Here is a 24678-nt window from a genome sequence, read left to right as displayed (position 1 = left end):
AATATGCTGTCAAGAAAATCAATAGATTTGCTGCATTTTTTACTTAAAGAAAAGAGGAATGTATCTTTGAAAGAACTTTCAGATCATTTTGAATTAAGTGAAAGAAGCATAAGATATGAAATAGAAAAGATACAAAAAGAGCTTTCAGCAAAAGATGGATTTGAATTCATTATTTCTAAAGGTGAATGCTTTGTTGATGACTATACAGCATTAGAAAAATATCTTAATGAGAGTAGGCAGGACTATATTTTTTCTCCAAAAGAGAGAGAAATATATATATTGTTGAAGATATGCTTTGAAAGAGAGATTAATCAAAATGTAATATCAGAAGAGCTTGATACAAGCAGAAGTACTATAAAAGTTCACCTGAGAGATATAAAAAAAGTGCTGGATGAATACAATTTAGAGTTGGAGCTTTTGCATAAAAAAGGTCTTGGAGTAACAGGAGAAGAGGAAAAAATTCGTCAATGTACTTTAAAGATTATGAATATGGTAAAAAAATCCAACAGCAGTTTCTTAAAAAATATACTGGATGATTATTTGGAAGAGATAGATATAGAAGGGGTAAAACTTTTTATAAATTATTGTCAGAAACTTATGAATAAAATAGTTTCAGATGAAGCTTTTGATATAATATCTAAGTATTTGATACTTGCAATATACTTTAATAAAAAAGGGTATAAAATTACAAGTATAAAAAATTATAATTTTTTAAAAAATACTTCAGAGTTTGAATGCGTGGAAAAATCAAGAGCACTTTTAGAAGGATTCTATGAGATAGAGCTTTCAGAAGAAGAGTATCTAAAGATAACAGATTATTTTTTAGGGAGCCATACATATAATATCTCTTACTCTTATTATGAAAACTGGGTAGAGATAGAAATGATAGTGAAGAACTTTATAAATAAGATAAATGAAAAGTTAGATGTAGATATATCAGCAGATGAAACTCTTATGACAGGGCTGGTAAATCATATAAAGCCAACTATTTATAGACTGAAAAATGGAATAGAACTGGAAAATACTATTTATGAGGAAGTTGTAGAAAGCTATCCAAACCTTTTTTCATTGATAAAGGGAAGTGTAGGAGAGCTTGAAGATTTCATAAATAATAAATTTACAAATGATGAAATAGCTTTTATTACAATACATTTTAAAGCTGCAATAGACAGAAATATAAAAAAGAAACGTGAAAAAGTAAAAGTGTTAGTTGTGTGCGGTTCAGGGTATGGAAGTTCAAAACTTCTGGCACAGCAGCTAAAGGATATGTATAGGGTAGAAATTATAGATACTATTCCAAGGTATCTTCTGGAAAAAGTAAATAAGAGAACTGATATAGATTTGATACTGACTACTATTCCATTAGATGATTTTGATACTGATAAAACTATTATAAAAGTAAATCCAATTTTAAATAAAGAGGATATGTTCAAACTGGATAATTACCCAATATCAAGAGACAGTAAAAAGATAATATTTTCTGAATTGATAGAAGTGATTGAAAAAAACAGCAAGATAAAAGCAGATGAAAAACTGTTGGGAGCTTTAAAAACTTTTCTGGACAGTAAGCTGATAGACGATCTTTTTCATAAAAAAATTACAATCTCTGACCTGCTGTCAGAAAAAAGAATAAAGTTAAAAGGAAAAGCTGCAAACTGGAGAGAAGCTATAAGAGAAGCTGGAGAACTACTGTTGAAAGATGGCTGTATAGAAGAGGAATACATTGACAATATGATAAAGCTGGTAGATGATTTTGGAAATTATATAATGCTTATTCCAAATGTTATCTTTCCTCATACAAAGTCAAAAGATCTGGTGAAAAAAACAGCATTTTCTATAGTTACTTATGATAAAAGAATAGATTTTATAGATGAAGAAAAAATTGGACTGGTAATATGTTTCTGCGTAAAAGATGAAAGAGAACATCTGGATAGTCTGATAGAAATTGTAGAAAAAATTGAAGAAAATAATCTGGAAGAAAAAATAAGAAGAAGTAAAACAGCAAAAGATGTAATAAAATATTTAACTAACTAGAGTGACTGGTCAGCAGACCAGTCATTTTTTTTGAATAAAATAGAATCTTTAAAATAATTATTGGAAGGAGTACAATTATCTTAACAAGATCAAAAGGAGATATTAAGATGTTGAAAAATGCAGTTAAGGGAAGGGTAAATATAGTAGAAAATGTAAATGACTGGAAAGAAGCAATAACTTTAGCAGCAAAGCCATTAGTAGAAGATGGAAGTGTTGAAAATTCATATATAGATGCAATGATAGCCAATGTAAATAAGTTTGGAACATATATAGTAATTGCACCAAAAGTAGCTATGCCACACTCTAGACCAGAAGATGGAGTGAATAAAAATTGCGTATCTTTGCTGAAGGTAAATGAAGGGGTTCTTTTTGAAGGAGAAGAGGAAAAAGTCTATGTATTCTTTGTATTGGGAGCAGTAAACAGTGATTCTCATATAGAAACTCTTATGGAACTTATGGAGTTGATAGAAGATGAAGAGAAGATAGATGAAATTATTGAAGCAGGAAATGTTCAAGAAATAATGGATTTAATTTAAATTTAAAAGATAAATATTATGAAGGAGTGGTAATAATGATAAAAATATTAACAGTATGTGGAAATGGAATCGGAAGCAGCTTAATGTGTGCTATGAAGATTGAAGAAATATGTAAAGAAGAAGGAATCGAAGCAGATGTATCATCATCAGATTTTAACTCTGTATCAGGAAAAGGAGCAGATTTAATAGTAACTGTAAAACAACTTGCAGATCAACTTTCTGGATACAATGTAGCAGAAATCAGAAGTTACACAAATAAGAAAAAAATCAAAGAAGATGTACTTGATAAAATTAAGGAATTAGTAAAATAAAATTTATATAAAAAATATTTAGGAGGGAAAAGAATGAATTTTTTAAACGTTATAGGAAATGATATACTTACTAACCCGGCGTTCTTATTAGGACTTATGTCACTTGTAGGATTAATAGCTTTGAAAAAACCATTTAATAAACTTATAACTGGAACGTTGAAGCCAATACTAGGATATATAATGCTTGGAGCTGGAGCAGATTTCATCGTTAAAAATCTTGATCCATTAGGGAAAATGATAGAGCAAGGATTTGGAATTACAGGGGTAGTGCCAAACAACGAAGCAATAGTTTCAATTGCTCAAAATATTCTTGGTAAAGAAACAATGTTCATATTAGTTGCAGGACTTATTATCAATATAATAATAGCAAGAGTAACTAAATTTAAATATATATTTTTAACAGGACACCACAGCTTCTTCATGGCTTGTATGTTCTCAGCAGTTCTTTCTACTTCTGGAATGAAAGGAACTACACTTATTCTTATAGGTGGAATTTTATTAGGAGCTTGGTCAGCTATATCTCCAAGTATTGGGCAAAGATATACAGATCTTGTAACTGATGATGATGGAATAGCTATGGGACACTTTGGTTCTTTAGGATATTATCTATCAGCATTCATTGGAGAAAAAATTGGAGATAAAGAAAATAGTACAGAAAATATAGTTATCCCTGAGAAAGTAAACTTCCTAAGAGACAGTACTATATCAACAGCTATAACTATGATTGTATTCTATCTTATTGCAGCTATTGCAGCAGGACCTGAATATACAGAAACTTTATCTGGTGGAAAAAACTATATAGTTTTCGCTCTTACATCAGCTTTAAGCTTTGCTGTTGGAGTTACAATTGTATATAATGGTGTAAGAATGATACTTTCTGAACTTATTCCAGCATTCCAAGGAATTTCACAAAAACTTATTCCTAATGCAATACCAGCAGTTGACTGTGCAGTGTTCTTTACTTATGCACCAAATGCAGTATTAATCGGATTTATCTCTTCATTCATAGGTGGAGTAATTGGAATGGTTATACTTGGAGCAGTAGGAGCAGTTCTTATTATACCTGGTCTTGTACCTCACTTCTTCTGTGGAGCAACAGCAGGAATCTATGGAAATGCTACTGGAGGAAAAAAAGGAGCTATAGTTGGATCATTTGTTAATGGACTTTTATTATCATTCTTACCAGCAATGCTTCTTCCTGTACTAGGAAATATCGGATTCCAAAATACAACATTTGGAGATTTTGACTTTGGAGTATTGGGAATTTTAATAGGAAAATCAACATCATCTATTGGTACAGCTGGAATATATATAATAGTGGCAGTTCTTCTTGCTGTTCTTATTATTCCTAGCTTCATAAAAACAAAAACAAACGTTATCAATGCAAAAGATGAATATTAAAATCATTATGAAAGGATGATGTTTTATGAAAAAGATACTTTGTGTAGGGCATTCAGCATATGATATAACATATCTGCTTCCTCATTTTCCAGTAGAAAATAGAAAATACAAAGCTAAAGATAGAATAATGGTAAGTGGAGGACCAGCAGGGAATGCTGCTTACCTCTTAGGTAAATATGGAGAGAAAGTTTCATATATAACAGCTTTAGGAAATGACTTCTATGGAAAAAAAATATTGGAAGATCTCAATGAAGTAGGAGTAGATACTAAAAATATAGTTGTATCAAACAAACTAGTTACACCATGCAGTATAATAATAGCCAATGAAGAAAGTGGTTCAAGAACAATAATAAACTACAGAGAAGAAAAGCCTATAGATGATTTTAAAATGACATATGAAAAAGCACCAGAAATAATACTTTTTGATGGTCATGAATTGGATATAGCTTTAAAAGTACATAAAGAATTTCCAAATGCTGTGTCAGTATTAGATGCTGGAACATATAAAGAAGGAACTTTAGTCATAGGAAAATTTGTAGATTATCTAGTGTGTTCAGAAGACTTTGCAAAAGATTACTGTAAAATGGATAAGATAGAAGAGAAAGATTTTAAATATGTTCTTGAAAAATTGGAAGAGTTGAATAAGAATACTATTATAGTAACTTTAGGGGAAAGAGGTTCTATAATGAAAAAAGATGGAGAGTTATTGAAATTCAAAGCTTTCAAAACTAAAGCAGTAGATACTACTGGAGCAGGAGATATTTTTCATGGGGCATTCGTTTATGGATTGAGCAATGAATTTTCAATTGAGAAAAATATAGAGTTTGCTTCAGCATGTGCTTCACTGTCAGTGGAAAAACTTGGGGGACGTAACTCAATACCTGAATTAGATGAAGTTGAAAAAAGAATAAAGAGAGGATAATAGAGATGAAAAAATATAGTTTCAAAGAACTTGGGCTTGAAAATACAAGAGATATGTTCAAAAGAGCCAATGAAAATGGATATTCAATACCAGCATTTAACTTTGCAAATTTAGAGCAGCTTCAAGCTATACTGGATGCATGTACAGAAGCTGAAAGTGACGTTATAATTCAAATATCAGCAAGTGCAAGAACATATATAGGAAAAGAACAGCTTCCTCTTTTAGTAAAAGGAGCAATAGATGAAATAAGAGCGAAGGGATCAAAAATAGCAGTAGCCCTAAATCTTGATCATGGTAAGGGTCATGAATTGATCAAAGACTGCCTTGATTATGGATTTTCATCTGTAATGATAGATGCTTCAAAATATGATTTTGAAAAAAATATAGAATTAACTAAAGAAATAGTAGAACTTGCAAAAGATTATGATGCTTCTGTAGAGGGAGAAATTGGTGTTATTCATGGAACAGAAGATGAACATTCTGCTGATGAAAGTGCATTTACAAAACCTGCTGAAGCAGTGGAATTTATAAAAAGAACAGGAGTAGATTCTCTTGCTATTGCAATAGGAACTGCTCATGGAGCGCATAAATTCAAAGTAGGAGAAGCTCCTAAATTAAGACTTGATATACTTGAAGCTATTAAAAAAGAGATAGGAAGTTTTCCAATAGTTCTTCATGGATCATCTTCAGTACCTCAAGATTACATTAAAAAATTCAAAGAATTTGGCGGAGAAGTAAAAGATGCAATAGGAATACCTGATGAAGAACTTAAAAAAGCATCTAAGTCAATAGTTACAAAAATAAACGTAGATACAGATGGAAGACTTGTATTCACAAGTGCATTGAGAGAATATTTTGCTGAAAATCCTAAAGAGATGGATTTAAAAAAATATCTTGATTATGCTAGAAATGAAATGAAAAATTTCTATGTGAAGAAAATTAATTCTGTCTTTAAAACAAAATAAAAATATATCAGTGGTCTGAAATTTCAGGCCACTTTCTTTATTTCTAATAGTACTATTAAAAAAATTCATGATAAATTTTTCATATTTATTTAAAAGAGAAAGAGGAGTTTTCTTGAATATTAATTAAATAAGAGATATATAAGTGAGATTGAAATCTTTCAAAAGAAAAGAAAGATATAGATATGACAGTATGAAATACCTAGATAGTGTGTTTTTTAAATACATAAGAAAAGGAAAAAGTATCTGTAAAAAAATGCCTTATTCAACCTTGAAATCTCTTGAGAAAAAGAGATGAAAAGAATTGAATTTTAAAAAAAGTAGAAGTAAAAATTAAACATAAAAAGGTCAAAAAATACACGATAATTTTCTTGATAAATTACATTATATAATATAAACTTCATAGTAGATAAATTTCATTTATTGAGAGAAAGATGAGTGGGGAAAACAAACTGTTTATAATATTTAAATTTTAAAAATAATATTTGAGGTGAGAATTTTGAAAAAGACGAAAATTGTTTGTACAATTGGACCAAAAACTGAATCTGTTGAAACTTTAAAAGAATTATTAAGAACTGGAATGAACATGATGAGATTAAACTTTTCTCATGGAGATCATGAAGAACATGGAAAAAGAATACAAAACTTTAGACAAGCAAAAGCAGAAACTGGAATCAGAGCAGCTTTATTATTAGATAACAAAGGGCCAGAAATTAGAACTATCAAACTTGAAGGTGGAAAAGATGCTGTAATAGTTGCAGGTCAAGATTTCACAATCACTACTGATAAAACTGTAATAGGAAACAATAAAATAGTTGCTGTTACTTATGAAGGACTTACAACTGACCTTAAAGCTGGAGATACTGTACTTATTGATGATGGACTTCTTGAGTTCACTGTTAAAGAAGTAGTAGGAAACGAAGTAAGATGTGTTGCTGTAAACAATGGAGAATTAGGAGAAAATAAAGGTGTTAACCTTCCAAATGTTGCAGTTAATCTTCCAGCATTATCAGAAAAAGACGTAAATGACATGATATTTGGATGTCAGCAAGGAATCGACTATGTTGCAGCTTCATTTATCAGAAAAGCTGATGATGTAAGAGAAGTAAGAAGAGTACTTGATGAGAATGGTGGAAAAGACGTTCAAATCATTTCTAAAATAGAAAACCAAGAAGGAGTAGACAACTTTGAAGAAATTCTTGAACTATCTGATGGTATCATGGTAGCAAGAGGAGATCTTGGAGTAGAAATTCCTGTAGAAGATGTACCAGTAGCACAAAAAATGATGATTGATAGATGTAATGCAGTTGGAAAAGTAGTTATTACAGCTACTCAAATGCTTGATTCTATGATCAAAAACCCAAGACCTACAAGAGCAGAAGTAAATGATGTTGCTAATGCAATCCTTGATGGAACAGACTGTGTAATGCTTTCTGGAGAATCAGCAAAAGGAAAATATCCAATAGAAGCTGTTTCAGTAATGGCTAAAATAGCAGAAAAAATGGATCCATTAGTAACTCCAAGAAATAAATGTAAAAATGAAACTGTAACAATAACTTCAGCTGTTGCAAAAGGAACTGCCGAAGTAAGTGAAGCTTTAGGAGCAAAAGTAATAGTTGTGGGAACAGAATCAGGAAGAGCGGCAAGAGATATCAGAAGATATTTTCCAACAGCTACTATACTTGCAATAACTAATAATGAAAGAACAGCAAACCAATTAATGCTTTCTAGAGGAGTTATTCCATATGTAGATGGAAATTCAGAAACTCTTGATTCATTCTTTGCTTTAGCTGAAAGAGTAACAGTTGAGTTAGGATTAGTAACAAGAGGAGATATAGTAGTTGCTATCTGTGGAGAAAGTGTATTCAAAAGAGGAACTACTAACTCTGTAAAAGTAATTGAAGTAAAATAAGGGTAAATTAATTTAAATATTTTTTAAACTATGGTATAATGATAATGATAGATTAAAGATATAATTTATTAGGAGGTTTTTTTAAATGACAAGAATAGTAGATGTAGTAGCAAGAGAAATACTTGACTCAAGAGGAAATCCTACAGTAGAAGTAGATGTAGTACTAGAATGTGGAGCAAAAGGAAGAGCAGCAGTTCCATCAGGAGCTTCAACAGGAGCTTATGAGGCTGTTGAATTAAGAGATAATGACAAATCAAGATACTTAGGAAAAGGTGTTCTTACAGCTGTAAACAATGTAAACACTGAAATTAAAGAAGCTATCTTAGGAATGGATGCATTAGATCAAGTAGGAATTGACACTGCTATGATCGAATTAGATGGTACTCCAAACAAAGGAAGATTAGGAGCAAATGCTATACTTGGTGTATCTTTAGCACTAGCTAAAGCAGCAGCAGAAGCATTAGGAATGCCTCTATATAAATACTTAGGAGGAGTAAATACTAAAGAATTACCTCTTCCAATGATGAACATTCTTAACGGAGGATCTCATGCTGACTCAGCTGTAGACGTTCAAGAATTTATGATTCAACCAGTTGGAGCAAAAAGTTTCAAAGAAGCTATGAGAATGGGATGTGAAATATTCCACAACCTAGGAAAACTTCTTAAAGCTAATGGAGATTCTACAAACGTAGGAAACGAAGGAGGATATGCTCCTGCTAAAATAAACGGAACTGAAGGAGCTTTAGATCTTATGATCGAAGCTATCAAAAAATCTGGATATGAGCCAGGAAAAGATATCACTTTCGCAATAGATGCTGCATCAAGCGAATTCTGTAAAGAAGTAGCACCAGGAAAATTCGAATATCACTTCAAAAGAGAAGGTGGAGTAACTAGAACTTCTGAAGAAATGGTAGAATGGTACACAAAATTAGTAAATAAATATCCAATTAAATCTATCGAAGATGGATTAGGAGAAGATGACTGGGTTGGTTGGGCAAAATTAACTGCTGCAATTGGAGACAGAGTTCAAATAGTTGGAGACGACTTATTTGTAACTAATACTGAAAGACTTAAAAAAGGAATAGAATTAAAATCTGCTAACTCTATTCTTATCAAATTAAATCAAATCGGATCATTAACTGAAACTCTAGATGCTATTGAAATGGCAAAAAGAGCTGGAATGACTGCTGTTGTTTCTCACAGATCTGGTGAAACTGAAGATGCTACAATAGCTGATATAGCTGTTGCAACAAATGCAGGACAAATCAAAACTGGTTCAACTTCTAGAACTGACAGAATGGCTAAATATAACCAATTACTAAGAATAGAAGATGAATTAGGATCTACTGCTCAATACAAAGGACTTGACGTTTTCTATAACCTTTCAAAATAGTTTAAAATAATATATTTATGAGAACCGGCTGAAAATGCCGGTTTTTTTAATGGGAAAATAAAAACAGTAGCTATCTTCAAAACATAAAACTTTCTATAAAGAGAAAAGTGAAAATTTTTTTAGTTTAAAATATATGATATAATTGATATAAAAGAGAAAGTGAGGGGATAGATATAGAACTTTTATTTGAAAACAGATACTATGTCACTAAAAATATTTTTATAGAGTATCTGAAAGGGATAATTATGAAACGTTTAAGAATATGTGGAGTTATTCTTGCAGTAATATGTTTTTTTGTAACATATTTAAATATTATGAGAAGAAGAAGCAGTTTTGAGATACTTGTATTTGTCATCATGTTTTTCTTTTCATTAGCTATATATTTTATCCATATGAAAGTAAGTAAGGATATGCTGAAAAATGCTCTTGCTATCCATAATGGAGTACATACAGAAAGTATTTTTCGCTTTGGAGAGGATGTAATAACTCTGGAGGAAGGAAAAATTTTTATGGAGTTTGATTATAATCAAATAAAAAAAATACATGATTTGAAAAAGCTCTATGTGTTAATGATTGGAAAGCAGAATGGGATAATTGTAAGAAAAGACAGTTTCTCTGTAGGAACATTCCATAAATTCAAACAATTTATAGAGAGAAAATGTAAAAATATAAAAAAGTAAAAGGCAGTATAAATAGTACTGCTTTTTTATAAGCTTAAAGAAAGATTGTAATTTTTTTTGAAAAAATGTAGAATTAAAGTAAGATGAATAAAGGAGGGATTTATTTGGAATTAAAAAATAGATTTAAACTTGTTTTTTATGTAGTTATTTTATTATTAAGTTTAGGAAATATTGTTTTTGCAACAGGAAATATAAAGGATCAAGTAAATCAAGGAAATTTCTATTATGAAGAAGGAAATTATGACATGGCAGAAAAATATTGGAAAATGGCAGCAGATCAGGGAGACATAGAGGCTCAATATGCTCTGGGAATATTGTATGAAGATACTGGAAGAACTGATTTTTCTGAAAAATATTATAAAATGGCAGCAATACAAGGGGATAAGGATGCTCAATATAATTTGGGAGTTCTATATGATGATCAGAAAAAATTTGCTGAAGCAGAAAAATATTATAAAATGGCAGCAATACAGGGAGATAAAGATGCTCAATATAATCTTGGATGTTTGTATGATGAACAGAAAAATTTTAATGAGGCAGAGAAATATTACAAAATGGCGGCAATACAGGGAGATAAAGGAGCTCAATATAATTTAGGATGTTTGTATGATGAGCTGAAAAAATATGATTTAGCAGAAAAGTATTATAAAATGTCTGCTGATCAGGGAGATATGGATGCTCAGTACAACTTGGGACTTCTATATAAAAATCAGAAAAAATATACCCAGGCAGAAAAATATTGGAAAATTGCTTCAGATCAAGGAGATTTAGAAGCTCAAAATAACCTTGGTATACTTTATGAAGAACAGAAAAAATATGATTTAGCAGAGAAATATTATAAAATGGCAGCAGATGATGGATTAAAAGATGCTCAGTACAACTTAGGGCTTTTCTATTCAGATCAAGGAAAGAAAGAGCTTTCTAAAAAGTATAAAGAGATGGTAGAAAATAATAAAAATTAAATAGACTGAAAAGTACACTTAACTATTGAAAAAACCAATATTGAAAGTGTACTTTTTTTATCTAAATGATTTTATGGATATAGTTGTTATTTTTAATAAATTCTTCTAATTCTTGTTCAAAAATTCGAATAGATGATTCAGCTGCTGGATTTGATTTTCTATTTAATATTTTATATATTGTTTTTTTAGGAATTGAACAGTTAAATCTTGATATTTTTATTGGGGAGGTTTCTTTAAATTTCATTGCTATATTTAATGGAACGATAGACCAAAGATTATTATTTGTTTTTTTCTTTTTTCAAAGTAAGTCTATTTTCTGAAATAAACAATCCTGCTAGTGTAAGAAAAGTTCCAAACATAGCAATAGGAGTTATTTTTTCTTTAAGTATAAGAGCTGAAAAAGCCACTGTTATAACTGGAACAGCATAAATATATACACTTGTTTTTAATACTCCTAAAAGTTTTAAAGATAGATTCCAAGTAACAAAACATACAGCAGAAGCTCCAAATCCTAAAAATAATATATTAAAAAGAACAAGAGGATCTCTAAATCTTTCTGCTCCTAAACGGAAATCAAAAAAGAAAAGACCTGGAAGCATAAATATCAATCCATAGAAAAATATTCTTCTTGTTGCTTGTATTGTGTTGTATTGATAATCACTTATTTTTTTTGTAACTATAGAATAAACAGACCATGTAGCTGCTGCTAGTACAGCAAGAATATCTCCTATTGGGTTAAGTTTTAAAACTGTGCTTCCATTAAAGCTGATAAGAGCTACTCCTGTTATAGACACAAGAAACCCAAGAAAGAAAGTCAGTTTTAACTTTTCCTGCTTTAGAAAAAAATGAGTAAGTATTCCTGTAATAAATGGAGAGATAGAAACAATAACTCCTATATTAGAAGCAAAGGAATAAGTCAAAGCTATATTTTCAAAGAGAAAATATAATGTAACTCCACACAACCCAGCCAACATAAATAATTTTTCCTGTTTTTTATCTGTAAGAATCAGTCTGTGTGGGTATATAATAAGCAGAGCAACAAATCCTAGAGTGAAACGAAAAAATAGTATCTCAATTGGTGTAAAATGTGTAAGAAGAACTTTAGTAGAAATGAAAGTTGTTCCCCATATAAGTACTGTAAGAATAGCAGAAATATGTCCTAAAGTGTTTTTATTATTCATGTATTTCCTCCAAAGGTTTATTTTTGTTAATAAAAATATTTTGGTACTGTTTAGGTGTCAGTCCTATGAACTTTTTAAAAAAATTACTGAAGTGACTTTGATCACTGAATCCTGTAAGGAAAGCTGTTTCAGCTGGAGATATTTTTCTCTCAAGAAAATTTTTAGCTTTTTCAATTCTTATAGTTTCAAGATATCCGTAAGGAGTAATACCAGTTTCTTTAGTAAAAGAGCGAAGAAGATGGTATTTACTAAAATCTGTAAGAGAAGTAAGTATATCAAGTGAAATATTTTTATCAAAGTTTTTTTCTAAAAACTCACAAACTTTCTTTATATTTTTACTTTGTTTTATAGGATAATTATTTTCAACAGAAATAGAGTAGTATTTTATTAGATATTCTATAATAAGTATAAAAACTTCCTCTTTTCTAAATTCTTTAGATTTTTCTGTTATTAATGAATGAAGCTCTTTTATTAAAGAAGATAGATAAAGATTAGTTATAACTGTTGAAGAAAAATTGATATTAACTATTGTTTCTGTAATATTCGTTATAATTTTCTCCATGATTTCTTCAGAAATATTAAGACATCTGTAATCAAGAGGGAGCTCATTTATTTGTTCGCAGGTATGGACATCATAAGGATTAAAAATTGTAATATCCCCACTTCCAACTATATATTCTTTATTAAGGCATGAAAGTTTTCTTTCTCCTCTTTCAATAAAACCAATTACATAATGTTTATGAAAATGATTTGGAAATTTTTGCATTACACCTTTAAAACTGTACGCTTCTATATTTAATTCATTATCAAATATAATAGTTCTGCTCTCTTTTTTCATAATGTCCTCCTGTGTATTAGGAATATTTTAACATAACTTTGAATTTTTTTCTTGTAAGATATTGCTTATTGCAATAAAAAGTATTTTATTTGTAACACGAACGCCATGAAAAAGAGATATAAAATAAATATAAAATTTTTTTCCAGTATTAATTAAATTACACATTTAACTAAAAAAACTTCTGACAGAGTTATATTCTGTTGGAAGTTTTTTTAGTTTACAGTTTATAAAATAAACATCTATAAGAAAAAATTATATATCTATAAAATAATATTTTTTATATGAAAAATAACAATATACAGATAAAAAAAGAGAATGAAGATAAAGTATTAAGAAGAAGTTTGATATAGTTTAATAAATACAGAATAAAATAAATCATTTTAAAAATATAGTGAGCAAAGAATAGCTTTAAATCATTTTATCGTTCAAAAGTTCGTCTTTATGTATAAAAGCGAACTCTTTTTATGGGTCTATTATGTCGAGTATAGTCTTAAAAATTGAAAAAGTCAACTAACATGAAAACAATCAAGGAATGCACATCTAAAAACATAGCTTCTTTAAAAACAGGCATTTTAGGCCTCTAAAAGTTCGCTTTTATACATAAAAGAGAACAGTTTCCTTTATTTGGATTTAAAGATGTGTAGGAGGGGAAATTTATGATTGAAAAAATAATGAAAGCGATGAAGAGCAATAATAAGAAAAGAGGAAGAAATATAACAATAGGAGTGGCAGTTGGATTTTTATTATCATGCACCTTAGCAGCAGGGGCTAATAATGGTAAAAATTATTTGATAATAAAAAAAGATAAAGGTACTACACAATTTAGTACTGAAAATGAAAGTAGACTTCAAAGTAAGAATCCATATTTGGAATGGAATACTTGGGAAGATGATGTTTATACAAATAATATACTTCTATCTGGAACTACTAACGATAATGGTAATGGATTTGGTTTAAAATTAATTGATGTGACAGGTTTGGGTTTTATAAATAAAGGCACTATAGAAGGAACTACTAACGAAGCTTCTAAGTCAGCATATGGAATAAATATAGATAATGCACTAGTAACAACATTGAACAATGAAGGATTGATAAATGGTATAGGTGGAGGTAAAGGACTTAATTCTGGATCAGGAATAAAATTAGGAATACTTCAGAGTAAAGAAATGAAAATACTGAAAAATACAGGTCTTATAAATGGAAGTATTTCAGGAGGAACACTTACTTCTTATGCTTATGGAATAAATCTATCTAAAGGAACAATAGATAAATTAGATAATATAGGAATAATAAATGGAACTAGCAGTGGAGAATCTACTAAAAGTTATGGAATAAATATAGGTAATACTTCTGGAGGAAATATAACAACTTTAAAAAATATAGGGATAATAAGTGGTAATGGAAATAATGACGAAACTTATGGAATAGACTTATATAACGGGAATATGCAAGTACTAGACAATATAGGGATAATAAGTAGCAATACTTCTGGTGGAAGTTATGGAATAAATTTAGGTGATACTACAGTTACTTATAAAGGAAATATAACAACTTTAAGAAATGGAGGAATAATAAGTGGTAATGATAATGGTTATGGAATGTATATAACTAATGGGAAAGTAGGAACATTAGAAAATACTGGTGTAATATATGGAAAAGATGCTGCTATAAAATTTGGAGATAATTTTGATTCAAGAGAAATAACAACTTTAAATAACTATGGAATACTTGTAACAAGCCAAAATTCAATTATAGATAAAGGATGGCCTAAGAATAGGAAGATAAAAAGTGAAAATAATTATGGACTTTATATTACAAAGGTAGGAGGGGAAATAGAAGTAGAAGCTGGATCTGTAGAAAACCCACATGTATTGGCAGGATATGATGCAGCTGAAAATGAATTATTTAGAGAGATGAATATAGAAAATAATGATAATAAATCAGGAAAGAATCCATTTAATGGAAAGAAAGAAAATTCAATATTAAATGCTGTAACAAATACCTATAAAGTTACAACTAATAATGATGAAGTTACAGGCTCTATAATCAATGCCTATGGAACAGCAGTTGTATTTAATGGTGATGATACAGATCTTACTTTAGCAGGAACTATTGTAAATGGTGGAATAGATGCAAGTAAGACTATTATATTAGGAAGTGGGAATGCAGATACACTAATACTTCAATCAGGAAATATTACTTATACAAATGGAAATAATGAAATTCAAGATACAATAATCAATGGAGACATACAAATGGGAGATGGAAATGATACTGTAACTGTAGGAAATGGAACTATAATCAATGGAAATATGGATGGGGGATATGATACAGATATACTTAATTTTGGAATGGAAGTAAGTTCAAATGGTGATTTTACAGTCCCAGAAACAAAGGAAATAAATATTCTTCATGATATATCTAATTTTGAAAATATTAATGTAGAGAGTGGAACTGATGTTACTCTATATGATAAAACTATAGACAGTGATGGAAAGTTAGCTGATTTACATGTATCAGGAGTAAATACTATAAATATAGAAGCTGGAGGAATTCTTAATTTAAGAATAGATAGTACAAAAGCAGATACAGCAGGAAGATATATAGGACATGCATTATATGATGCAACTAGAGATGAGGGAAAGTTGGAAATCACTGGAGGTATGAATCAGGAAAAAGAGAAACAAACTATAGATGAAACAGATCCACATGTAGATTATAATAATATTGGAGTTTTAAACCTTATAACAAATGGATTGAGTAAAAATTCAATAATAGCTATGAATGGAATAACTTTAAATCAAAGTAACTTATTTGTAAAAACTAATTCTATATTAGATAAAGCGATAGTTTTAAATGAAAAAGAAGAAGATGCCCTAAAAGGTGATATAAAAATAGGGGCTGCGAAAGATTTATTTACTATAGATAAAATAGAAGATGGAGGTGGAAGTGGAGGAGGTACAGGTACAGATACTCCAACTGAAGATACTCAAAGATACCTGAAATTAAATGAAATATATAAAGGAATATATTCAAGTGCAGATGGAAATTTTATTGCTTTAAAAGATATTCTTACTTTAAGTAAGGAGCTACAGAAAAAAGGAGATTATACATCAGTAAGTGATAGAGAACAAATGTCAAGACTTTTATCTTATTTAGAAAAAATATACACAGCTAGCCCTTATTCATATAGTTCTGAATTATCAAGAAGATCAATGGGAATGTTCAGAGATATAGTGATAGATAATCAATTTAGACCAAATGTAGATAAATGGCTTATAATGGGTGGAATTACTAATGATGCTGATGGAGGAACTACAGATACTTACTATGGTAGAAATTACCATAAATTTGATATAGGAACATCAGATACAGATGCGGATATGAAATTAGTAGGGGCATATATGCTGGCTAAATATGGATATTCAGAAAATACATCTTTAGGATTGACTATTGGTGGAGCTAGAAGTGAAGCTGAACTATCTATGTCAAAAGTAAAAGGAAACAGTGGATATGTTGGTGTATTTGCAGAAAACTACAGAGGAAATCTAACATTGAAAGCAGGAGCAGGAGCACAGTATTCAAAATATGATGCAGACAGAGGAACAATAAGAGGATATAATTACAGTGATAAATATTCTGATATGGCATATGATATTTATTTAAATGGAAGATATTCTGATTCAATAGGAGATAATCTATTCCTAGAACCTTATGCAACTTTGTCATATACATATGTAGATCAAAAAGGTGCTGATGAAGGAAGTGGAGATTTGGCTATAAAAACTGATTCAAAATCATTTGACTACACTGTAGGAAAAGTGGGAATAGATCTTAAAAAAGTAATACCACATGGAAAAGGAAAGACTACTCTGTCAGCAGGAGTAAGCTATACAAAAATACTTGATGGAGCAGAGGAAGGATATATCACAGGAAGATTTGAAGATGGATCAGATTTTGATATTCTTGTAGCACACAAAAATGAAGATAATGTAGGAATAAATGTAAAATATAATTTGGAACTTGAAAATGGAATTCTATTTGATATAAAAGGAACTTATATATTGGAAAAAGATTCACACCATAATTCTAGTAAGAATAAAACTGAAAGTGAATGGATAGCTGGAGTAGGAATAGGATATAAATTCTAATTGTACAGGGAGGAACTATGACAGAAACAGAATTTATAAGATTCTATAAAAAGAAAATAAAATTAAGAAATGTAAAAGAAGTCCAAGAAAGAATAGATACATTTTGGAAGACCATATTTAAAGCATTAGAAATAGATGGAAAAGTAACTTTTAAAGACTGGGGAGTTTTTGAAAAAAGAAAACATGGGGCAAGAAGATATATTCTGGCATCATTAGGAATAGATAATATGACAGAAAATAAGGAAGTGATAAAATTTAGGGCAGGAAAAGGATTTGAGAATAAAATAAATAAAGAAAAAAGGTGAATATGGATAAAAGGAAGCTTAGAAAAATATATAGAGAAATAAGTAAAGAAGAGATATCATTAAAAAAAGCACAAGAAGAGATAGATGAATTTATAGAGGTGATACAAGAAGCAATATTAATAGATGGAAAAATAAAGTTTAAAGAAATAGGAACATTTGAAATACTGAAAAGACATTCAAGGATAATAGCTAATCCAGTAACAAAAGAACCTATGAAAATCTATCCAAAGAAAACGATAAAGTTTAGAGTATCAAAAAATTTAAAAAATAACTAATAAAAAAACCACTTGCTAAGCGAGTGGTGCAAAAAAGCCGGAAGGCTATGCTTAGAAAATAAAAGCTCCTTTGATATAATTAATTAGGTTTGCCGGCCAATTAACTAATCAAAGGAGGTCATAAAATGTATGACAATAATAGTCTATCACATACAACATGGAATTGTAAATATCATATCATATTCGCACCAAAATATAGAAGGCAGATAATATATGGAAAAATCAAAGGAGATATAGGGCAGATATTAAGGAAACTATGCGAATTTAAAGGAGTAGAAATAATAGAGGCTAATGCCTGTAAAGACCATATACATATGTTGGTAAGTATACCGCCGAAAATAAGCATATCAAGTTTTATGGGATATTTGAAAGGGAAAAGTTCATTGATGATATTTGATAAACATGCAAATTTAAAATATAAATATGGGAATAGACATTTTTGGTGTAGAGGATATTATGTTGATACAGTAGGAAGAAATAAAGAAAGGATCGCAAAATATATAAGAGAACAGTTGCAAGAAGATATAGCGAATGATCAATTGACATTGAAAGAGTATATAGATCCTTTCGGAGAAAAAACAAACTAAAGCACACCAGCTACTTAAGTAGCTGAATGAAGAATTACGCGGTTGGCAAACCATTCAGTAAGGCTTAAGCCTAAGCTAGTACCATACCCTTATAGGGTGGAGCAAACCACCACTTGAAGTGGTGGTTTGTGATTTTTTAGTCTATAAATGATTTTAATTTTTTTACTTCTTTTTTAAAGAGCTTAGGAATAAGTCCTACAACTTTTCCAACTAGGAAAGCGGCAATAAATGTTCCTTCTCTTATTCCGTAAATACTTTCTAAAAATATAACCGATAAGAGAACTGCTGCTATTACAGTTATGAGGTCAAAACCTATTTTTATATTGTGAAACTCAAAAGCTGTTTTCTTTTTAAAAGCCAGCATGACTCCTTCAGCTGGAAGTGGAATCAATTCTGCTTCAAGATAAAGAAATACTCCTATCCCTATAAAAATAATACTAACAGCCATATATATCATTCTTACAAGATAATTAGATGAAGGCTCAAAGCAAAAAAACATATTTGAGAAAGATACAAAATATCCAAATAAACTTGCACATATAATTTGTAAAAGGTTTTGAAATTTAAATTCTTTCTTTAAGATAAAAAACTGTAACGCAATATATGAGAAAAATATAAGAGAAACACATAAACCTTGATCTAATCCAGCTATGATACTTATGACATAGGGAATTGAATTTACTGGAGAAACTCCTAAGTTAGATTTTACTGAAAATGTTACTCCAACAGCCATTATAAATAAACCAATACAATAAATAAAAACTCTTACTACATTTTTCACTTTTTAATTATCCCCCTGATTTGTTTTAAATTTTATAATCTATTTTAATTTTTGTTAGAATGTGTAACCCATATATACTTCAAATAATGGAGAAGATGAATCTAAATCATTAGACAACATCAGAGATATAGGTCCAAGGAATGTATCCCAACCTATTCCTCCTCCATATCCATGATATCTTCTGTCTCCTATATCATAAGATTTTTGGAAAGATAATCCATCAGATGAATAAGTCATCATATTATATTTTCCTATAAGATAGAAAGTATCAGTAAGTCTATACTGCAAACCACCACGAATCATATAAAATTCATCAGTATATCTACCCATCATAGGAAGACCTATAAATGAAAATGCTAAATCATTATCTCTCAATCCACCTATTTTGAAAAGGCTACTGTCAGGGACATTTTCTCCAGCTGTTTTTCCTCCAGATAACCCTAAATTCATAGAGAACTTTTCAGTTACAGGAAGATAAAAGTCAGTTGAAAACATAAATCCATTATAGTTGATATCCTTGCTGTCCACACCTTGAGTATTGAATCCTTCAAAACGCAGGACATTTCCTTTTGAAGGGAAATTTTTTCTATTTAGAGTATCAATATATAGATAGGTACCAGTAGAAATAGTCTGATAGTTCTCATTAAAATCTTTGTAAGATCTGCTTCCACTTGAATATTTATTATCTGAACTTTGATATCCTAAAGTTAAACCTGTAACCACATTATTAGATATTGCAGTACCAAGAGATAAAGTAGTTTTAAAAGTATTTGATTCATATGTAGAAACTTTTTTTCCATCATTAAAAATAAATAATGGATCTACTTCATAACCTATACTTGCAGCAGTTAAAATTTTTATTTTTCCTAGTTCATAAAATGAAAGATTGTTTAAAGCTATTTTAGGATAACTTGATGCTTCTGCTTTTACAGTATAGTTTCTTGTCCAAAGTCCAAAGTTAGGCATAGTAGCAGATATATTCATGGATCCACCATAGTTTGAGGCATAATTAAGAGAAGCATTTATATTTATTCCATCTTTTTCTTTTACCTTAAATGTAATAGTATCTCCATTTACTTCATAGAAAGCTCTTTCTATATAGCTCACTGAATACACTCTTTTTGTCCAGTCATTGAGATCAGATTTAGTAAATTTATTTCCTGAGACACTAGGCATGAGATTTCTAACTTTATTTTCAGTAAGAATTTCATTTCCTACAAGTTTTATATTATTTATTTCTATCGGCTTTTCTTTAAAGCTCTTTGCTTTGATCTCTTGAAATTCTTGAGGATAACTTAGATTTTTTAAAATATATGCATATTTTTCAGTTGCTTTTTCTCCTTCTGTTACAAGGCTTGAAAGATCGCTGAAATCTATAGTATCATGGTCTTTTACATCTGGAACGATGAGAATATCAGCCAGTCTTTTATGGAGATCAACTTTTCTGTTTCCATTGTATGTAGCGAGTTTATCTAAAATAGTTATAAGATTTGACTTTTCATTTATATTGGAAGCCTCTGCTGAAATATCCACAGCAATGATTATATCTGCCCCTAATGAATGAGCCACATCTATAGGAAAATTATTAACAACTCCTCCATCTACATAGAATTTTCCATTATCTTCAATAGGCTCAAGAAAACTAGGAATAGCCATACTTTTAAATGTAGCAAGAGCAAGATCACCATCTCGAAGGACAACTTCTTTTCCAGTTTGGAGGTCAGTAGTTATAGCTCTGTACTGAATAGGAAGATCATTGAAGTTTTTTATATTTTCTGCTCTATTAAATATTTCTTTTAATTGTAGGTAGATATTTTCTCCATTTAAAAATCCCATAGGGAATGAAAGTTTAAGATTCTTATCTATACTTACAGTAAAAGGGTATTTATCATTTTCTATTTTATCTTCAATATTTTTTAAATTTCTGTCTTTTGAGTTTGTAAGAAGTGATGTAAATTTTAAATTGAGGACAGTAGTCTCTATTTCATCTGGAGAATACCCAATGGAATACATTCCTCCAACTATACTTCCCACACTTGTTCCTATTATTATATCAACAGGAATCTGATATTTTTCAAGTACTTTAAGAACTCCTATATGAGCAGCTCCTTTTGCCCCACCACCGCTTAAAACAAGAGCTATCTTTGGTCTTTCTTCAGAAGTAGGAGCTTTTTTTGTAACATCTGTATCTGTACTTTCTATTTTTTCTTTTAAAAGCTCTAAGTGAGCCTGCTGCATTTTTAATTCTTCTATTGCTTTGTTGATGGCATCTACTTTATAGGCTTTAGATTGAACCCCATCAGAAAATGAGAAAGAAAATATGAAAATAAAGAGGTGAAGAATCAAGAATTTTCTTATCATAATAGTGCATCTCCCTGAGTAAAGTTATTAACATATAATTTTATCATAAAATAGTGAAAGGAGTAAGGAAAATTTTTGTAAATACTTTGACCTTTACAATAAATTATGAATGTGTTAAGATTTTAGATGGAAAATATATGGAAGAAATTAGGAGAGATAGAAAATGGCACTTCTGCAAGTAAATAATTTGTTTATGGGATTCACAGGGGAGACTCTGTTTAAAAATATAAGCTTCTCAATAGATGAGAGAGATAAAATAGGAATGATAGGGGTAAATGGAGCAGGAAAAAGTACCCTTATTAAAATACTTTTAGGATTGGAATATGATGAAGTAGATCCTGAGACGAATCAAAGGGGAACTGTTTCAAAAAAGGGTGGATTGAAAATAGGGTATCTTTCACAGCATCCTGATCTTAACCCTGATAATACTGTCTTTGAAGAACTAATGACAGTTTTTTCTAATGTACAAAATGATTACCATAGAATACAAGAATTAAATGTTATTCTGGCAGAAAATCTTGAAGATTTTGATAAAACTATGGAAGAGTTGGGGACTGTAACAGCAAGATATGAACAGAATGAGGGATATGCTATTGAGTACAAAGTAAAGCAGATATTGAATGGGCTTACTCTGGCAGAATCTTTGTGGGTTTCTAAAATAAGTGATTTATCTGGAGGACAGCTTTCAAGAGTAGCTTTAGGAAAGATACTTTTGGAGGAACCGGAACTCTTGATATTAGATGAGCCTACTAACCATTTAGATTTAAATGCTATTGAATGGCTGGAAAGAATATTAAAAGATTATAAAAAAGCTTTTATTCTTATTTCACATGATGTTTATTTCTTAGATAATGTAGTAAATAGAGTATTTGAAATAGAAGGAAAAACTTTAAAAACATATAATGGAAATTATACAGATTTTACTATTCAGAAAGAAGCTTATCTGTCTGGTACTGTGAAGGCATTTGATAAAGAGCAGGATAAATTAAGAAAAATGGAAGAATTTATCAGAAGATACAAAGCCGGAGTAAAATCTAAACAGGCAAGAGGAAGAGAAAAGATACTTAACAGAATGGATAAAATGGAAAATCCTGTTATTACAACTAAAAAGATAAAGCTTAAATTTGAAACAGATACTACAAGTGTAGATTTAGTGTTGAGAATAAAAGATTTAGCTAAATCTTTTGATGGTAAAGAAATATTTTCGAATTTGAATCTTGATATATATAGAGGAGATAGAGTTGGAGTAATTGGTAAAAATGGTGTAGGAAAATCTACTCTGTTAAAAATAATAAATGGTATGGAGAAACAAAGCAAGGGAGATTTTAAAATAGGGGACAGAGTAAAGATTGGATACTATGATCAAAATCACCAAGGGCTGAATCCTAAAAGAACTGTACTGGAAGAGTTAATGTATCATTTTGTACTGAGTGAAGAGGAAGCAAGAAATATATGTGGAGGATTTCTTTTTACAGAAGATGATGTATATAAGGAGATATCTAGTTTAAGTGGAGGAGAAAAGGCAAGAGTGGCATTTATGAAGCTTATGCTGGAAAAACCTAATTTTCTGATATTGGATGAGCCTACTAACCATTTGGATATTTACTCAAGAGAGATATTATCTGAATCTCTGGAAGAATATACAGGTACAATATTAGTAGTATCACATGACAGAAATTTTTTAGATTGTGTTGTTAATAATATATATGAAGTGAAAAAAGATGGAGCAGTACTTTTTAAAGGAGATTACAATTCTTATTTAAATCAAAGAGAAGAAGTAAAAGAAAAAGATGTTAAAGCTTCTCTTAATTTTGAGGAGCAGAAAAAAAATAAAAACAGAATATCATCTCTTGAGAAAAAAATAATAAAAGCTGAGGCAGATGTAGAAAAATTTGAAGAAAAAAAATCTGCTAAAGAAGAAGAATATAATAAAGCAGGAATAGAAAATAATGTAGATAAACTTATGGATATACAGAAAGAGCTTGAAGAATTAGACATGGAGATACTTTCATTGATGGAAGAATGGGAAAATTTAGAAAATGAATTAAAAACTTTAAAAAATACTTTCTAAATTTGATAAAGTGTGATATAATTGTAAAGATTTATAAATATAACCTTAGCTTTATATTGACTTTTTGAAACAAAGTGATTATAATATTTAAGTTATAATATATAAAAATTATTTTAAATTAATAGGAAGGAGGGTAAAATGCCTACTTTAAGTCAATTAGTAAAAAATGGAAGAGACACTTTACTAGAAAAGAAAAAATCACCAGCATTACAAGGAAACCCACAAAGAAGAGGAGTTTGTGTAAGAGTTTATACAACTACACCTAAGAAACCAAACTCAGCTTTGAGAAAGGTTGCCAGAGTAAAATTAACTAATGGAATCGAAGTTACTTGCTACATTCCAGGAGAAGGACACAATTTACAAGAACACTCAATCGTACTTGTAAGAGGTGGAAGAACAAAAGACTTACCAGGGGTTAGATACAAAGTTATCAGAGGAGCTTTGGATACAGCTGGAGTTGCAAAAAGAAAACAATCAAGATCTAAATACGGAGCTAAAAAAGCGTAATTATAGGGAGGTGAACAGTTAAAAATGTCAAGAAGAAGAGCAGCAATAAAAAGAGATGTACTACCTGATTCTAGATACTCAGATAAAGTAGTTACTAAAGTTATCAATTCAATCATGTTGGATGGAAAGAAAGCTATAGCTGAAGGAATATTCTACTCAGCAATGGATTTAATAAAAGAGAAAACTGGTCAAGAGGGGTACGATATATTTAAACAAGCATTAGATAATATCAAACCTCAAATCGAAGTTAGATCAAGAAGAATCGGAGGAGCTACATACCAAGTTCCAGTTGAAGTAAGAGTTGAAAGACAACAAACTTTAGCAATCAGATGGTTAACACTTTATACAAGACAAAGAAAAGAATATGGTATGATCGAAAAATTAGCAGCAGAATTAATCGCAGCAGCTAATAATGATGGAGCAACTATAAAGAAAAAAGAAGATACTTATAAAATGGCAGAAGCAAACAGAGCTTTCGCACATTATAAAATCTAGTTTTTTATAGACG

General features: G+C 30.0%; 21 protein-coding genes. 17 read left to right on the top strand and 4 right to left on the bottom strand.

The window, feature by feature from the left end:
• The first annotated feature begins 3 nt into the window (after nucleotides 1–3).
• From C4N20_RS05170 to C4N20_RS05125, 10 genes are all read left to right on the top strand, one after another.
• Nucleotides 4–2034, top strand: a complete 2031-nt coding sequence (locus tag C4N20_RS05170) for a BglG family transcription antiterminator (RefSeq protein ID WP_005979626.1) — start codon at nucleotides 4–6, stop codon at nucleotides 2032–2034.
• A gap of 107 nt (nucleotides 2035–2141) precedes the next feature.
• Nucleotides 2142–2570, top strand: coding sequence for a PTS sugar transporter subunit IIA (locus C4N20_RS05165; RefSeq protein ID WP_005979624.1), 429 nt, complete (start codon nucleotides 2142–2144; stop codon nucleotides 2568–2570).
• Between the two features lie 35 nt (nucleotides 2571–2605).
• Nucleotides 2606–2881 carry a PTS sugar transporter subunit IIB gene (locus C4N20_RS05160; RefSeq protein WP_005979622.1) on the top strand — a complete coding sequence of 92 codons (276 nt, stop codon included), beginning with the start codon at nucleotides 2606–2608 and terminating at the stop codon, nucleotides 2879–2881.
• Between the two features lie 33 nt (nucleotides 2882–2914).
• Nucleotides 2915–4282, top strand: a complete 1368-nt coding sequence (locus C4N20_RS05155; protein ID WP_005979621.1) for a PTS ascorbate transporter subunit IIC — start codon at nucleotides 2915–2917, stop codon at nucleotides 4280–4282.
• 25 nt (nucleotides 4283–4307) lie between these two features.
• Entirely contained in the window at nucleotides 4308–5204 is an 897-nt protein-coding gene (locus C4N20_RS05150) for a carbohydrate kinase family protein (protein WP_005979619.1), read from the top strand.
• A gap of 5 nt (nucleotides 5205–5209) precedes the next feature.
• On the top strand, nucleotides 5210–6169 hold the full coding sequence (locus C4N20_RS05145; protein ID WP_005979617.1) for a ketose-bisphosphate aldolase: 960 nt from the start codon (nucleotides 5210–5212) through the stop codon (nucleotides 6167–6169).
• Between the two features lie 496 nt (nucleotides 6170–6665).
• Nucleotides 6666–8078 (top strand): pyruvate kinase PykF, encoded by a 1413-nt coding sequence (gene pykF / locus C4N20_RS05140; protein ID WP_005979615.1) that lies wholly within the window; start codon nucleotides 6666–6668, stop codon nucleotides 8076–8078.
• A gap of 85 nt (nucleotides 8079–8163) precedes the next feature.
• Nucleotides 8164–9471, top strand: coding sequence for a phosphopyruvate hydratase (gene eno, locus C4N20_RS05135; RefSeq protein ID WP_005979613.1), 1308 nt, complete (start codon nucleotides 8164–8166; stop codon nucleotides 9469–9471).
• A gap of 245 nt (nucleotides 9472–9716) precedes the next feature.
• Nucleotides 9717–10151 (top strand): YcxB family protein, encoded by a 435-nt coding sequence (locus tag C4N20_RS05130; protein WP_005979612.1) that lies wholly within the window; start codon nucleotides 9717–9719, stop codon nucleotides 10149–10151.
• A gap of 104 nt (nucleotides 10152–10255) precedes the next feature.
• The gene (locus tag C4N20_RS05125; protein WP_005979610.1) at nucleotides 10256–11113 is read left to right on the top strand and encodes a tetratricopeptide repeat protein; all 858 of its coding nucleotides are present in this window, start codon (nucleotides 10256–10258) and stop codon (nucleotides 11111–11113) included.
• Nucleotides 11114–11391: 278 nt separating this feature from the next.
• On the opposite strand, the gene C4N20_RS05120 is transcribed toward C4N20_RS05125, so the two are convergent.
• Both C4N20_RS05120 and C4N20_RS05115 read right to left on the bottom strand, forming a co-directional pair.
• Nucleotides 11392–12294, bottom strand: a complete 903-nt coding sequence (locus C4N20_RS05120) for a DMT family transporter (RefSeq protein ID WP_005979609.1) — start codon at nucleotides 12292–12294, stop codon at nucleotides 11392–11394.
• Nucleotides 12287–13132, bottom strand: coding sequence for an AraC family transcriptional regulator (locus C4N20_RS05115; RefSeq protein WP_005979607.1), 846 nt, complete (start codon nucleotides 13130–13132; stop codon nucleotides 12287–12289). The genes C4N20_RS05120 and C4N20_RS05115 overlap by 8 nt, the downstream gene beginning before the upstream one ends.
• A 656-nt stretch (nucleotides 13133–13788) precedes the next feature.
• Between C4N20_RS05115 and C4N20_RS05110 the strand changes: the two genes are divergently transcribed.
• From C4N20_RS05110 to tnpA, 4 genes are all read left to right on the top strand, one after another.
• Nucleotides 13789–17283 (top strand): autotransporter outer membrane beta-barrel domain-containing protein, encoded by a 3495-nt coding sequence (locus C4N20_RS05110; RefSeq protein ID WP_005979605.1) that lies wholly within the window; start codon nucleotides 13789–13791, stop codon nucleotides 17281–17283.
• A 17-nt stretch (nucleotides 17284–17300) separates the two neighbouring features.
• Complete coding sequence (locus tag C4N20_RS05105) at nucleotides 17301–17588, top strand: HU family DNA-binding protein (protein WP_005979603.1); 288 nt, start codon at nucleotides 17301–17303, stop codon at nucleotides 17586–17588.
• A gap of 2 nt (nucleotides 17589–17590) precedes the next feature.
• Nucleotides 17591–17863, top strand: a complete 273-nt coding sequence (locus tag C4N20_RS05100) for an HU family DNA-binding protein (RefSeq protein ID WP_005979601.1) — start codon at nucleotides 17591–17593, stop codon at nucleotides 17861–17863.
• A 125-nt stretch (nucleotides 17864–17988) separates the two neighbouring features.
• Nucleotides 17989–18450, top strand: coding sequence for an IS200/IS605 family transposase (gene tnpA, locus C4N20_RS05095; protein WP_008699860.1), 462 nt, complete (start codon nucleotides 17989–17991; stop codon nucleotides 18448–18450).
• A gap of 136 nt (nucleotides 18451–18586) precedes the next feature.
• Here the strand turns inward: tnpA and C4N20_RS05090 are convergent, their stop codons facing one another.
• The gene (locus C4N20_RS05090; RefSeq protein ID WP_005979599.1) at nucleotides 18587–19231 is read right to left on the bottom strand and encodes a YczE/YyaS/YitT family protein; all 645 of its coding nucleotides are present in this window, start codon (nucleotides 19229–19231) and stop codon (nucleotides 18587–18589) included.
• 54 nt (nucleotides 19232–19285) lie between these two features.
• Nucleotides 19286–21592, bottom strand: a complete 2307-nt coding sequence (locus C4N20_RS05085) for a patatin-like phospholipase family protein (protein ID WP_005979597.1) — start codon at nucleotides 21590–21592, stop codon at nucleotides 19286–19288.
• A gap of 163 nt (nucleotides 21593–21755) precedes the next feature.
• Here C4N20_RS05085 and C4N20_RS05080 point away from each other — a divergent pair, with 163 nt between their 5' ends.
• The 3 genes from C4N20_RS05080 (at nucleotide 21756) to rpsG (ending at nucleotide 24665) form a co-directional block, all read left to right on the top strand.
• Complete coding sequence (locus tag C4N20_RS05080) at nucleotides 21756–23663, top strand: ABC-F family ATP-binding cassette domain-containing protein (protein ID WP_005979595.1); 1908 nt, start codon at nucleotides 21756–21758, stop codon at nucleotides 23661–23663.
• 138 nt (nucleotides 23664–23801) lie between these two features.
• Nucleotides 23802–24170, top strand: a complete 369-nt coding sequence (rpsL, locus tag C4N20_RS05075; RefSeq protein WP_005948786.1) for a 30S ribosomal protein S12 — start codon at nucleotides 23802–23804, stop codon at nucleotides 24168–24170.
• A gap of 24 nt (nucleotides 24171–24194) precedes the next feature.
• Nucleotides 24195–24665, top strand: coding sequence for a 30S ribosomal protein S7 (gene rpsG / locus C4N20_RS05070; RefSeq protein WP_005979593.1), 471 nt, complete (start codon nucleotides 24195–24197; stop codon nucleotides 24663–24665).
• The last annotated feature ends 13 nt before the right edge of the window (nucleotides 24666–24678 follow it).

The organism is Fusobacterium ulcerans, assembly GCF_003019675.1.
Classification (GTDB): domain Bacteria; phylum Fusobacteriota; class Fusobacteriia; order Fusobacteriales; family Fusobacteriaceae; genus Fusobacterium_A; species Fusobacterium_A ulcerans.
The sequence above is the reverse complement of the archived record's forward strand: the minus strand, read 5'-3'. Positions and strand labels throughout refer to the sequence as shown.